Raw genomic sequence first — 14097 nt, forward strand, 5'->3', positions numbered from 1 at the left:
AGCGATAAATGGTAATCTTAATAGCACTACAGCGAAACTTATGGCTGACCTCCGGGGACTGGCTCTTTTGCCGCCAAATTTTTGGAGCAATTGCTATTTATCAACCGGCAAAAGTGCCTGTTTCCAATTGAGATACGATATTATATTTTATAAGTTTCGCTGTAGTGATAGATGCATCTGCATAAAGTCGAGGAATGAAAAATTCAGAAATCAACAATCTACATAACTCTTTGATTTTACTGACCTCTGATCTCTGATCTCTGACGTCTGTGACTGCAAAAATGACTTTTTGCAGTCACATCTTAATAGATGCACCCGCAAAATGTCAGATATAAAATGGTAGTGGTAAATTATGACTTTTTGCAGTCGCATCTTATGAGACAGGTTATAAATTTTTGAAGTTTCGCTGTAGTGTTAATTTAACCCATAAAATTTACTTGAGAGTTTTATCAGTCAATATTTTATAATAAATACTTAGAAGATTTGCCTGAAACGGCAGCGAACCATAAAGCAGTCTGCACCAGACCGACGTTCTCTGCACCCTGGCCAAGGAGGTAAGTTGATGAGCGAAGAAATCGCCCAGGCGGAAACAGCGTCCGAGAAAACAACAAAGGCTGGAAAAACCGCCGGGAAAGAAGCTAAAAAAGAAGAGCCGCAGGGCCCCAGTTACACCGGCTATGACGCCGACTTCTTCGTGGCCCCCCAGGATCTTTTCAAGGCAGTGGAAAAACTGGATCAGACAGGCTTCTTCCTGGAAGACGTGTCCTGTATAGATATGCAGGAAGGCTTCCAGATCGTCTATCACTTCGACAGATTTGACCAGCCCGGCCGGGTCGGCATCAGGGTGATGGTTTCCAAAGACAATCCGGAAGTACCTTCAATTTACGATATTTATCCCGGAGCTGCATGGCACGAAAGAGAATGCTACGACTTCTTCGGGGTACGCTTTAAAGGCCACCCCAATCTGCTTCCCCTTCTTCTGGCTCCGGACCACGACGGTCCGCCCCCTCTGCTCAAAGACGAGTCCTCGCTCAAGGATATGCACCAGCTTTATCCGGACCGGGCTCATAGCCCAGTCTCCGTTGACAGCCAGGAATTTATCCAGGCAATTACCAATTGTTCCAACAAACCAGGCAGGGATAAATCATGAACCTTGATCTGAGACTAGACACCAAGGGGGATTTTTATTCCCAGAGGTTCCAGCCCACTGAGCGCGAGGATACCCTGGTCCTGAACATGGGGCCTCAGCATCCATCCACTCACGGAGTGCTGCGCATACTGCTGGAAATCGACGGTGAATATATTCTCAGGGCCGAGCCGGTCCTGGGGTATATCCATCGCATGCACGAAAAGATGGCTGAAGTCATGAGCTATCCCCAGTACCTGCCCAACCCGGGGCGGACCGACTACCTGCATGCCCTGGCCTGGAACTGGGCACATGTGGCGGCCGTGGAAAGGCTCATGAACATCGAGGTACCGGAAAGGGCCGAATACATCAGGGTCATAACCTGCGAACTGAACCGGATCTCATCGCATCTACTGTGGTGGGGAGCCATTCTCCTGGACCTGGGTGCCTTCACCCCAATAATGTATGCCTTTGACGACCGGGAAAGGATCCAGGACATCATGCAGCGCAACACAGGGTCCAGGCTGACCTACTGCTATTACAGATTCGGAGGGGTGGCCGCCGACATCGATGACAAGTTCATCGAAGATACCAGGACAGAATGCGCCAGGCTCAAGGACCGGGCCAAGATGTTCAAGGACCTGGTCACGGACAACTTTATTCTGCGTAAAAGAATGGAAGAGATCGGTGAAATCCCCATTGACACCTGCCGCAGGTATGGAGCCACAGGCCCGGTCCTGCGGGGATCCGGGCAGCCATACGATGTGCGGCGCGCAGAACCCTACTCCATTTACGATCGCTTCGACTTCAAAATCCCGGCCTACGATACCTGTGACTCCATGGGCCGCTACCTGGTGCGTATGGACGAGATACAGGAGAGTATAAAAATAATCGAGCAGGCTCTGGATACTCTGCCTGAAGGAGATTACATCCTGCCCAAAGCTCCCAAGCGTCCCAAACCACCGGCAGGCGATGTGTACTTCGCAGTTGAAGGGGCCAGGGGCAAAATCGGAATTCACCTGGTAAGCGACGGGGGCAAATCCCCATATCGCCTCAAACTGCGGGCCCCCGGCTTCTCCAACCTGAGCCTCTTTTCCGAAGTCGCCCAGGGAACACTCATCGCCGACGCCGTCGCGATTCTGGCAAGCCTTGACCTGGTCATACCGGAGATAGACAGATGATAGAAGCAATACCTACGCAATTCATTATTATTTTCGTGGGCCTGCTGGCGATCATGGCCTTTGTCGGCCTCAACGCCGTGGTCCTGGTGTATCTGGAAAGGAAAGTGGCCGGTTTTATCCACAGGAGACCCGGTCCTTACGAAGTGGGCCCCCCATGCTTCCCTCACGGGATTCTGCAGCCCTTGGCCGATGGTCTCAAACTGGTGGGCAAGCAGATTTTCACCCCCAGGGGAGCGGACAGTTTCCTGTTCTGGCTGGCTCCAATGATATCCATAGCCCCGGCCATTGTCTGCTTTATCGCCATCCCTTTCGGGCCATACCTGCAGGTTATCAATACCAACGTGGGCCTGATTCTGATCCTGGCCTTCACCGGGATCAACGTCCTGGCCCTGTGCCTGGCCGGCTGGGCCTCACAGAACAAGTACGGCCTTATAGGCGCGGCCAGGGATATCTCCCAGGGTGTCGCCTACGAAATCCCTCTGCTCCTGGTGGTCCTGTCGGTGGTCTTCATGACCGGGACCTTCAACCTTTTCGACATCGCCGACGGACAGGGGGCCTGGCCGTGGCAGTGGTACATTGTATATCAGCCCCTGGCCTTTATTCTCTTTTTCATCTGTGCCCTGGCCGAAACCAACAGGAACCCCTTTGACCTCCCCGAGGCCGAGAGCGAGCTCACTGCCGGGTTCCACACCGAGTATTCGGGCATGGCTTTCGCCTGCTTTTTCCTTGCGGAATACGCCTACATGGTGGTGGCGGCCTGTATCATCGCAATTCTGTTCCTGGGCGGATTTCAGGGACCGGTTGCACCCGGGATATGGTGGTTTCTGGCCAAGGTCTATGTTTTGCTGCTGATCATGATCTGGATCAGGTGGACTTTTCCTAGGGTACGTTTTGATCAGCTGCTCAACATCTGCTGGAAATGGCTGATTCCCCTTGCCGTTCTTAATCTTCTGATAACCTTAGCGGTGATTGCCTTATGATAGTCAAAAGCTTGAGCGAAACCCTGTCGGGCATGTGGAGCCTGCTGGTGGGAATGAAGGTGACCGCAGTCAACTTCAAATCACCCCAGATAACCGTCCATTACCCGCGTCAGGTCACCAACCTGGATGGCTACCGGGGACATATTGAGCTTGTTCCAAGCGATGAAGATCCCACGAAGTCCAAGTGCATAGCCTGTAGCAATTGTGTGCGCATATGCCCGGGAGCCTGCATTTCTCTGAAGGCTTCCAAGCCCAAGAAAAAGGCGGCCCCGGAAAAGACTGACGCCCCTTCTACTGCAAACGAAGCCCAACCAGAAAGCAAAAAAGAAGCCCCACCTAAAAAGGCCAAGCCTGAATTGCAGTCCTTTGTCCTGGACTACAACTATTGCTGCCTCTGCGGACTGTGCGTTGAGAGTTGCCCCTCCGGGGCCTTGAGATACTCCAGCGACGTTTATGTAGCCGGATTCACCAGGCAGGAGTTTGTCTACGACCTGCTGTCCAGACTTCAATATCAGGCTCAGAAAAAGGAGCAGTAAATGGAAAATCTGGAATACGAAAGACTGGCCTGGGCAGTGCTCTTCGGGCACATCGTCATAATAGTCGTCGGCGGATTTATGACTGTACTTTCCCAGAGTCTGGTCCGGGCACTTGTAGGCTTGATAATGACCCTCTTCGGCGTGGCTGGACTGTTTTTCCTCATGGCCGCCCCCTTTATCGCCCTGATGCAGATCCTCATCTATGTCGGCGCAGTCAGCGTGCTAATTTTTTTCGCCATCATGCTCACCAGTGCATGGCCGGGTGGAGATGAAAGCGGGAAATGCTCAGGCAGAAAGTATATTTATGCCGGCGTGGCCGGGCTCGTGCCAGCCGTTATTCTGGCTACAGCGGCCATCCGTTCTGCTCCACCATCATTTCTGGTGCCGGAAGAGACGGAAATCAGCGTTCTGGGGAAGTTTTTCCTGGAGGATTTCATCCTGCCCTTCGAGCTAATCTCATTGCTGCTGACTGTAGCCATGGCTGGTGCAGTAGTCCTGGCTTTTGAAATGAGGAGGAAAAAATGAGTGTAATGACCATCTACCACCTGGTGGCCATTTTTCTGTTGTGTCTGGGCATATTCGGCATTGCCTACAGAAGGACCCTGGTGGGGATTGTTCTCGGTATAGAGCTTATACTCAACGGAGCAGGCCTTAGCATCATGGCCTCTGCGCAACTCACACCGGCCCCTAATGAACTGGGACAGGTGGGGGCCTTGCTGGTCATGGGTATAGCCGCAGCCGAAGCAACCCTGCTGCTGGCCATCCTTCTGGTTGTTTCCAGGCGCTTCAAAAATGTTGAGGCCGGCAAACTTATCACTATGCGAGGATAAAAAATGTCTTGGGATCTAAAGCTGCGCTTTGGTTTCGCCTCTAGCCCAAATAAGGATGTTATGACATGATGCCCTCTATTTTACTCCAGATAATCTTTGTCCCGGCTCTGGCCGCCTTGGTTATCCTGCTCTTCAGGTTTCAGCTGGGTATGAAAGCTGGATGGGTGGCTGTAGCTGGACTTGCATACACTACTCTTCTGTTGCTCCTTGCCTTTTTCAATGTCTACAAAGGCGCGCCTATCGAGGAAACGTACCAGATACTTAAAAGCCCGGATATAAGTATTACCCTGGTTGCAGACGGACTCAGCATCGCTGTGGCCTTTATCTGCAATATCCTCTGCCTGGCTTTGGGCACTTATTCCATAAAGTATATCTATCACCGCATCGAGGTCCTGTACCCGGAGACCATTGGAAACAAGGGCGAAATAAGCTGGTATGCTTGTTTTTATTATCTCTTCCTGTTCTTTCCAGTGGGGTTTATGGGTGTCAGTTTTGCCAGCGACCTGGTACTGATGTACTTTTTTCTTGAAGTCCTGACACTGTTTTTGTTTTTCCTCATGGCCTACTTCGGCTACTATGAACGGGTATGGGTGGCCATAATCTGTACTGTATGGGGAATATTCTCAGCGTTGTTCTTCCTGGCCGGAGTGGCCCTTATCTACTCCCAGACCGGGTCATTTCAGATTGAACAGATCCACACAATGTCCGGAGACCCCTTGGCGTTCTGGGCTATCCTGCTGGTTCTGGTGGGCATGATCGCCAAACTGGCCATCGTCCCGCTGCATGTCTGGATGCCCTGGGTTCACGCAGAACATCCTACCTGCATTGCCGGACTTCTTGCGGTGTATGCCAATATTGCGGCTTATATTATAGTCAGGATGCTGGTTTTGCCCCTGTGGGACGATTTTCAGGTTTTCGGACCGTACATCATGGTACTGGCTGTAATCACCATGGTTTACGGCTCACTGCTTACCCTGGCTCAGAGGGATATGAAACGCATCCCGGCCTGCTCAACCATCAGTCAGAGCGCCTATTCCATGCTGGGCATCGGGGCTTTGACGGCCGCCAGCATTGAAGGGGGGCTGTTCTTTTTCCTGAGTCACATCATGGGCAAGACGGTCTTCTTTTCCGCCTGCGGTCTGGTAGTTTATATGACCCACATCAGAAACGTAAAATATCTGGGCGGACTTGGGGCAAAAATGCCCATTACCGCATTGGTTTTTCTAAGCGGGGGCATGATGCTGGCTGGTATACCGCCTTTCAGCAGCTTTGCCGCGGAAGTGGTGATGTTTGCAGGAATATTCGAGCGCGGAGACACTTTCGGCCTGGTCATCGGAATCATCGGGCTGATGGCGATTCTATTAAGTATTTCGTATGCAGTGCATTTTACACGCATAATATTCTTTGGTCCGCTCCCGGAAAAGCTGGCCAATGATGATCATATCAAGGATCCGCCCTGGGTAATGCTGGCACCACTCATCGCTATTATCCTTTTATCAGCGTTTCTGGGGCTTTACCCGACTCTGGTCATGGAGCTTTTCGAACCGGTCATCAGTAGTGCAATAGCCAACATGTAACTACTGGGTTTTTTCTACCCAGCGCTGTAAATACAGCCCATAGATAAGAACTATAAACCTTGAGGTGGGTACGAATATGGATATTCAGCTTGCGTGGCTCTGCCTGATCTTCCCTTTCATCGGGGTCCTTGTTACCCCGTTTCTGGCACGCATCAGCACCACGGTGATGAATTTCGGAGCTGTCTTCTTTTCATTTCTGGCGGCAGCCTGTGCAGTCATGCTGTTTCCGCTGGTATTCAGCGCTGAAAACCTGCCCTTGGAGTCGCAGCTGGTGTGGCTGCATACGCCCATTACCGTCAGCTTCGGGGTTCTGGTGGATCCTCTGAGTATAATCGTGGCCAATGTGGTGGCGGTTATCAGTTTTTTCATTATGGTTTATTGTTTAGGCTACATGAAGGGCGATCCAGGTATCATGCGCTTCTGGATGCTCATGAACGCCTTTATCGGCAGCATGCTGCTCCTGGTACTGGCCAACAACCTCATAATCATATTTATCGGCTGGAAGCTGGTGGGACTATGCAGTTACGGACTTATCGGTTTTTACTACCGCGACGAGAAAAAATACTGGATCGGCGGCCCGGAGCCGTACTCCTTTGACAAGCCTTCAGCCTGCGGAGTAAAGGCTTTCATCGTCACCAGCGTGGGTGATATGCTTATGCTCGGTGGCATACTCATCATGTACTTCTATGCCGGCACCTTCAATGTCCTGGAACTCTACCAGACGGCCCCGGAATGGATTCCGGCCATGGCTGCAACCCCGGGGATGATTATCCTGGTAAGTATACTCCTTATAGCCGGACCTGTCGGCAAATCGGCCCAGTTTCCCATGCATGAATGGCTGCCTGAGGCCATGTCCGGACCTGGGCCTGTATCAGCCCTGATCCACGCCGCCACCATGGTCAAGAGCGGCGTGTTTCTAATAGCCCGATTCATTCCAATATTCTACTACGGATACTGGACCGCCGGGGTGGAAGAAGCCATGTATTTCTTTCTGATTGTGGCCTGGATCGGTGCCATCACAGCGTTTCTGGCGGCCAGTCAGGGGCTTGTGGCCCTGGAGTTAAAGAAAATTCTGGCCTACTCTACTGTAAGCCAGATAGGTTACATGATGCTGGCCCTGGGTGTGGCCGGGTTCAGCCAGGATCTGCTGGTCAAGGGATATGCCGCCGGTACTTTTCACCTCATGAGCCATGCCATGTTTAAGGCTTGCCTGTTCCTCTGCGCGGGTACGGTCATTCACGCGGCACACTCCATATATATAAACGATATGGGTGCCTTGAGGAAGTTTCTGCCTTACACCTGGCTCTTCATGGGTCTGGCGACCCTTTCTCTCATAGGAGTACCGCCTCTGCCCGGCTTCTGGAGCAAGGAGGCCGTGTTGCTGGCTACCCTGGAGTCCCAGCACATGATGCTGTTTTTGATAGTTCTTGTATCGGTTATATTTACAGCCTTTTACTCCACCCGGTATTTCGGAATGATGTTTCACGGACGGCAGAGCAGGCATATCAAACAGGAACTAAAAAAACCCCATCACCATGTTCATGAGGGGTATTTGCCACAGACTATCGCATGCGGTGTGCTGGCGGCAGGGATAGTCATATTCGGCCTCATGGGGATGCGTGTGGAATATGCCCTTTATGGACTTTTTGAGACTCAGCTGGTTCAGGACTTGGCGCACTCAACTGTTCTAAGCGTACCATCATTTGACAAGACCCTGATCATGGTACTTTCCATTAGCAGCGTACTCATCGGTGTTATTCCGGCCTACATGTTTTACATAGCCAGAAAATGGGATGCCGACCTGGTATACGAAAGATCCAGGCTGGTGCAGGTGGTGCATGCTTTCCTGTGGAACAGGTGGTATATAAATGCTTTTTACAACTGGTTCTTCGCCAGAGGTGTCATGGGAATAGCCAGGTTCGTGGCTGAGAAGATTGAGATAGCTGTTGATACGGTCATAAACAAATTGACTCCGTCAGGGGTGTTTGGTCTGTCCAGTATTTCCGTCTGGTTTGACAAAAAAGGTATTGACGGATTTCTGGACGGACTTGCTTACCATGTTCAGAACAGTGCCGGGGGAACCCTGGCCAGGATCCAGAACGGCAGGATCCAGGAGTATCTGGCCCTGGCCGTTATTATAGCCCTGATAGTCTGCGGCTTTTTCTGGCTGTCATGACAGGCAGAACCAGGACAATAATCCGAATGAATGCATATAACATCTATAAACCGTTTGCCGGAGTAGCCGACCATGCTTAACACAGGTTTTCCCGTGCTCAGCGCCCTGATCTTTTTTCCGCTTATCGCTGCGGTAGTGCTCTTTTTCATCAGAGGAGACAACAACATCAGGGTGTTCACATTGGTTGTAAGTCTTATAGAATGTGTCCTGCTCGCCCCTATACTGCTGGGCTTTGACACCACAACAGCCCAGTTTCAATTTGTGGAAAAGCATGCCTGGATCGAGGCCTGGAATATCTACTACTTCCTCGGCATTGACGGGATAAGCGTTCTTATGGTGCTTTTGACTGTAATTCTATTGCCCATATGCGTGTTGTGCTCCTGGAAGTACATTGGGCAAAGGGTCAAGGAGTTTCACTTCTGCCTGCTGCTCATGACCACGGCATGCATAGGCATCTTCAGCGCACTGGACTTTATTCTCTTTTACATCTTCTGGGAAGCCATGCTTATTCCCATGTACCTTATGATCGCTGTATGGGGGGGGCCTCAGAGAAGATATGCCTCCCTGAAGTTCTTTTTATACACCCTGGCCGGAAGTACCTTATTTCTGGCAGCCATTATCGCTTTTTTCATCAATACCGGCACCTTTTCCATCCCTGAACTTATGGATCACAGGTACGCCTTTCAGTTTCAGGTATGGACTTTCCTGGCCATGGCCCTGGCTTTTGCCATCAAGGTGCCCCTTTATCCCTTTCACACCTGGCTGCCTGCCGCCCATGTTGAAGCCCCCACAGCTGGCAGTGTGCTGCTGGCTTCCATCCTCCTGAAAATGGGCACATACGGTTTTCTGCGCTTCTGCCTGCCCATAACTCCGGCAGCCAGTGAGTTTTTCGCGCCACTTATGATAACCCTGGCCCTGATATCCATTATAGTTGGATCCCTTCTGGCCATCGGCCAGTCAGACATGAAAAAGCTGATTGCTTATTCTTCGGTTGCCCACATGGGGTTTGTAACCCTGGGAATATTCGTGTTTGCCTTCAGAGGCGTTGAAGGGGCCATTATGCACATGGTCAACCACGGCATAATCACCGGCGCTATGTTTTTGCTGGTAGGCCTTATTTATGAGCGCAGCCACAGCCGCGAACTCTCTGAAAATATGGGTGTGAGCAGTTATTTGCCCGCGTATACAGGCTTTCTGCTGCTGTTTTCTCTGGCTGCATTCGGATTTCCCGGTACAAACGGCTTTTTCAGCAAACTACTGGTGCTGCTAGGGGTATTTGAAGCCAGTTATATCCTGGGAGTGCTTTTTGTCATCGGCCTAATACTGGGCCTGGTTTACCTCCTGCGCCTGCTTCTTAATGTTGGCTGGGGTAAACCCAGCAGCGTCAAAGGCTGGGCTGATATGAACAGCAGGGAGTGGGTATACCTGGTGCCGCTGGGCATTCTGGTCATTTATCTTGGTGTCGCCCCAGGAAGGGCTCTAAGCTTTATCAGCCCCTCCATTGAAAATCTGCTGGATAATTTTGAGGCCGAGAAGAATATCAGGGTAGAGCCTGTACCGCAGCCGGGACCGGAACTTTATTCCAGCAATAATATTGAGATGGAATTATACATGGATAAGCCCATGAGGTTCACACTGTCTTACGCTTATGAGAATAGATTTGATTTTTACCGGGATACAAAATAGTCACAAGCGGATAAAATCTGCCCAGGCAGGATAAAAGGAGACAAGCCTTGCTTAACTTCAATCCTCAACTCATAATACCAGAATTGTACATGGTGGCTTTGCTGGCGGTTTTATTCGTCCAGAGCATAAGCGACAGACTTAAGGACAAAATCCTTTGGGTGCCTTTTGCCGCCTTGCTTGGAGCATTTCTGGCCTATTTCTCTCCATCCGGCGTGGAGTATATGTTTTATGAATCATACCGCATTGACGGCCTGTCACAGTTCTTCAAGACCATTATTTTTCTCGGCCTGGCCATATGCGCGGCCAATGCTCTTCGGGTAGGCTCCCTGGGCAAAGCCAACAGGGCCGACTATTTCTTTTTCATGTACATGAGCGCCTTTGGATTGCTCCTGCTTTCCAGCACGGTGGAACTGTTCACCATCTACATCTCCCTGGAACTGTCGGCTTTCAGTCTATACATACTTTTGCCTTTCAGAAACAATGATCCGCGGGCGGTGGAAGCAGCCATCAAATACGTCCTTTTCGGGGCCGTGGCTACGGCCATAGGTCTGTACGGCATATCCTACATCCTGGCTGTGCAGCATACCACGTACATCAACGAACTTCTGACTCTGGACTGGTCCTTTACCGGTCAACCCATGGCCCTTATCGGCCTGACCATGTTCCTGCTGGCCTTTCTGTACAAACTGGCCCTTTTCCCCTTTCATTTCTGGGCCCCTGACGTATACCAGGGAGCCAGCAACGAAACAGCCGCATTTGCCGCTACCCTGCCCAAGCTGGGAGCCATAGTCATCATGGTCCGGCTCATGGCCTTTAATCCCGGCATGGAAGTCAAGACAATCCTGGCCGTCTTTGCCGCCATCTCCATGACCTTCGGAAACTTGGTGGCCTTGATTCAAAAAGACGTAAAAAGGCTTCTGGGTTATTCCAGCGTAGCCCATGCAGGTTTTATCATTATGGGCCTGGTAGCCGGAGGTGCATACGGGCTGGCTGCGGCCTCGTATTACGCTCTCGTTTACATGGTTATGAACCTGACTATATTCTGGATCATTACCCGCATTTCTCACGATGGTAAGAACGTATATATAAGCGATCTGCGCGGGCTGTATTCCAGTTCGCCCATACTGGCTTTCGTGCTGGCGGTATCAGCATTCGCCCTGGTGGGACTGCCGCCCACCGCTGGTTTTATCGGCAAGCTTTTTCTGTTCAATTCCGCTTGGGATGCCGGGTTCTACTGGCTGGTTATTGTCGGGGTAATAAACACAGCCCTGGCCATTTTCTACTACCTGAACCTGGTAAGACATGCCTACACTCTGGATGAAGTAGTCCCAGCCAGGATCAGCCTTAGTCCCGTAGGTGCATCCATTGCTGTGATACTGGCCCTGAGTGTGCTTTATCTGGGTGTAATGCCCCAGAATATATTTGACTTCCTGGTCCAGGCCAGCCAGATTATCCTGTCATGATGCAGCTCAACGGATAGATGCGGTATTCAAGCCCTGCATCCAATGGATGCAGGGCTGTTTTCGTTTTATAAACTGACGGAATGGACATGGTACTCGGGCAGGCTGCAGAGTCAGCGCAATAATCTCTTTGAGGTCATGTTCTGCTTCCGTATGTTGTTAATTCACGCGGTTATTTATCCGCAAATCATCGCTGCTGCGAAACTTCTCTATTCGTATCTGTTTAGCGAGGAGCATTACGCGTTTCTGAAAACTGAACACATAAGGAATTTATCATAGCTTGTTTTGGGTTAAAAACTGTTTATTAGGCTCTTGGTACGGGGACTGTCCCCGGCTTCGGGACTGTCCCCATCCGGTTATTCAGTCCCCGGCTTCGGGACTGTCCCCATCCGGTTATTCAGAAACGCGTAATGCTCCCGTTTAGCGCTTTGCATGTGGCATGGGGACTGGTTATTCCGGGACCCACTTGTCCCAGAAAATGAGATATTTTAGCACAAAATGATGCTCAAATGGGTCCCGGAGTGCCTGTCCCCTGCTTTCCTTATAAAGGGCTAAACTGATACCTCTATTCTATGCATGCACAATTTACAGGTTGATCCAGCTTCTGGAGCAACTAAGAAAAGAGGCTTAATGAAGTACCATGCCGGTGAAGCATCGCTCCAGCAGCTGCGGGTGTGGGCTCCGAGGGCGCAAATGGTGGAGCTGGCACAGGGACAAGACAGAACCCTCATGCTTGAGATAGAAGACGGATGGTGGCTTGCAGAAAAAAGTCCAGACCACGGCCAGGACTATGCTTTTTTTCTGGATGGTGACGGACCTTTGCCGGATCCCCGATCGTCCTGGCAGCCCCGAGGCGTTGATGGCCCATCCAGGCGGCTGGATCACGGCCGCTTTGAGTGGAGTGATCAGGGCTTTCAGCCAGCCCCCCTGCCTTCGGCCGTTATTTATGAGCTTCATGTGGGCACCTTCACCCCGGAAGGGACTTTTTTGGGAGTACTGGAGAAGCTTGATCACCTGGTTGAGCTGGGGGTCAGCCATATTGAACTCATGCCCGTGGCCCAGTTTTCAGGGAATCGCGGCTGGGGTTATGACGGGACTGGTCTTTATGCACCGCACCACGCCTACGGCCACCCTGAGGATCTGAAGAAACTGGTCAATGCCTGCCATGAACGGGGTCTGGGGGTGATCCTGGATGTTGTCTACAACCACCTGGGGCCCAAGGGCAATTATCTGCCCCGTTTCGGACCTTATTTTACCGACCGCTACCGCAACCCCTGGGGGTCAGCGGTGAATTTTGACGGTTCCTACAGCGATGAAGTCCGCCGGTTCTTTATAGATAACGCTCTCATGTGGTTGAGGGACTATCATTTCGACGGTCTGCGCCTGGATGCGGTGCATGCATTATTTGATTTTTCAGCCAGGCACTTCCTGGAGGAACTGGCCCTGGAAGTCAGGGAGCTTGAGGCCGGGCTGGGCCGGCATCTGGTGCTTATAGCCGAAAGCGATCTCAATGATCCTCGTATTGTCAGGCCGACTTACGCCGGCGGATATGATGTCCATGCCCAGTGGAACGAGGATTTTCACCACGCCCTGCATGCGGCCCTCACCGGAGAGAACCATGGTTATTACGCCGATTTCGGAGGGCTGTCCCCACTGGCCAGGGCTATGGAAACAGGCTTTGTGTATGACGGGGCTTATTCAGTGTTCCGTCGCCGCAGACATGGCCGTCCTGCCCCGGACCTTTGCGGTCACCAGTTTGTGGGCTGCCTGCAGAATCACGACCAGGTGGGCAACCGGGCCGGTGGAGAGCGCACATCTCACCTGCTCACCCCGGGACAGCTCAAGATTGGAGCGGCCCTGGTGCTGACCTCACCCTTCATTCCAATGCTTTTTCAGGGAGAAGAATGGGGGGCAAAGACGCCTTTTCTGTATTTCACCGATCACGAGGATAAGCATCTGGCCAGGGCCGTGTTCCTGGGACGTATGGCCGAGTTTGCGGATTTCGGCTGGCAGCCTGAAAACATACCCGACCCGCAGGCTCTGGAAACCTTTGCCAGTTCCAGGCTTGACTGGCAAGAGATGCATCTGGACATACACGCTGAGATCCTTGACTGGCATAAGCAGCTTATTATTCTTCGCCGCCATGGTCTCGACCTGAGCAGTGGGCGACTGGACCGGGTGCGGGTGGATTTTCATGAAGAGGATGAATGGCTGGTGATACACCGTGGGTCTGCCATAGTGGCATGCAATTTTGCCTCCATCCGGCAGACAGTTTCCCTGGATGAGCAGGCTGTGGATTTGCACATTGTGCTTGCTTCGCATGCGCTCGCCTCACTCTACGGCCGGGACCTGTTTCTGCCTGGCCACAGTGTAGCCGTGCTGAGTTGCAAGAGTTGAACAAAGTATGCCACGCTCGAAAGCAATAGGATTTCCTGCAAAGCAGGGTTTAACTCGGGCCTGCCCGGTTAAACAAATCCGAAGGATTTCCTGCAAAGCAGGGTTTAACTCGGGCCTGCCCGGTTAAACAAATCCGAAGGATTTCCTG

11 protein-coding genes are annotated in these 14097 nt (G+C 51.6%); all 11 read left to right on the forward strand.

Going from position 1 to position 14097, the window contains the following annotated elements; all coding sequences use genetic code 11:
* The first annotated feature begins 562 nt into the window (after positions 1-562).
* A complete protein-coding gene (locus QZP87_RS05820; protein ID WP_291321981.1) occupies positions 563-1150 on the forward strand; it encodes an NADH-quinone oxidoreductase subunit C in 588 nt (195 codons plus the stop codon).
* Positions 1147-2307: an NADH-quinone oxidoreductase subunit D gene (locus QZP87_RS05825; protein ID WP_291321982.1), complete on the forward strand. Its 1161-nt coding sequence runs from the start codon at positions 1147-1149 to the stop codon at positions 2305-2307. The genes QZP87_RS05820 and QZP87_RS05825 overlap by 4 nt, the downstream gene beginning before the upstream one ends.
* Complete coding sequence (gene nuoH / locus QZP87_RS05830) at positions 2304-3287, forward strand: NADH-quinone oxidoreductase subunit NuoH (protein ID WP_291321983.1); 984 nt, start codon at positions 2304-2306, stop codon at positions 3285-3287. The genes QZP87_RS05825 and nuoH overlap by 4 nt, the downstream gene beginning before the upstream one ends.
* A complete protein-coding gene (locus QZP87_RS05835; RefSeq protein ID WP_291321984.1) occupies positions 3284-3823 on the forward strand; it encodes a 4Fe-4S binding protein in 540 nt (179 codons plus the stop codon). The genes nuoH and QZP87_RS05835 overlap by 4 nt, the downstream gene beginning before the upstream one ends.
* On the forward strand, positions 3824-4348 hold the full coding sequence (locus QZP87_RS05840) for an NADH-quinone oxidoreductase subunit J (RefSeq protein WP_291321985.1): 525 nt from the start codon (positions 3824-3826) through the stop codon (positions 4346-4348). It begins immediately after the preceding gene.
* Positions 4345-4653: an NADH-quinone oxidoreductase subunit K gene (locus tag QZP87_RS05845; RefSeq protein ID WP_291321986.1), complete on the forward strand. Its 309-nt coding sequence runs from the start codon at positions 4345-4347 to the stop codon at positions 4651-4653. The genes QZP87_RS05840 and QZP87_RS05845 overlap by 4 nt, the downstream gene beginning before the upstream one ends.
* Positions 4654-4718: 65 nt before the next feature.
* Positions 4719-6230, forward strand: coding sequence for a proton-conducting transporter membrane subunit (locus QZP87_RS05850; protein ID WP_291321987.1), 1512 nt, complete (start codon positions 4719-4721; stop codon positions 6228-6230).
* 76 nt (positions 6231-6306) lie between these two features.
* On the forward strand, positions 6307-8406 hold the full coding sequence (locus tag QZP87_RS05855) for an NADH-quinone oxidoreductase subunit L (RefSeq protein WP_291321988.1): 2100 nt from the start codon (positions 6307-6309) through the stop codon (positions 8404-8406).
* 72 nt (positions 8407-8478) lie between these two features.
* Positions 8479-10092 (forward strand): NADH-quinone oxidoreductase subunit M, encoded by a 1614-nt coding sequence (locus QZP87_RS05860; protein WP_291321989.1) that lies wholly within the window; start codon positions 8479-8481, stop codon positions 10090-10092.
* Positions 10093-10181: 89 nt separating this feature from the next.
* A complete protein-coding gene (locus QZP87_RS05865; protein ID WP_291321991.1) occupies positions 10182-11555 on the forward strand; it encodes an NADH-quinone oxidoreductase subunit N in 1374 nt (457 codons plus the stop codon).
* 627 nt (positions 11556-12182) lie between these two features.
* Entirely contained in the window at positions 12183-13949 is a 1767-nt protein-coding gene (treZ, locus tag QZP87_RS05870; RefSeq protein ID WP_291321990.1) for a malto-oligosyltrehalose trehalohydrolase, read from the forward strand.
* The last annotated feature ends 148 nt before the right edge of the window (positions 13950-14097 follow it).

This window comes from Desulfonatronospira sp. (assembly GCA_003563255.1).
Classification (GTDB): domain Bacteria; phylum Desulfobacterota; class Desulfovibrionia; order Desulfovibrionales; family Desulfonatronovibrionaceae; genus Desulfonatronospira.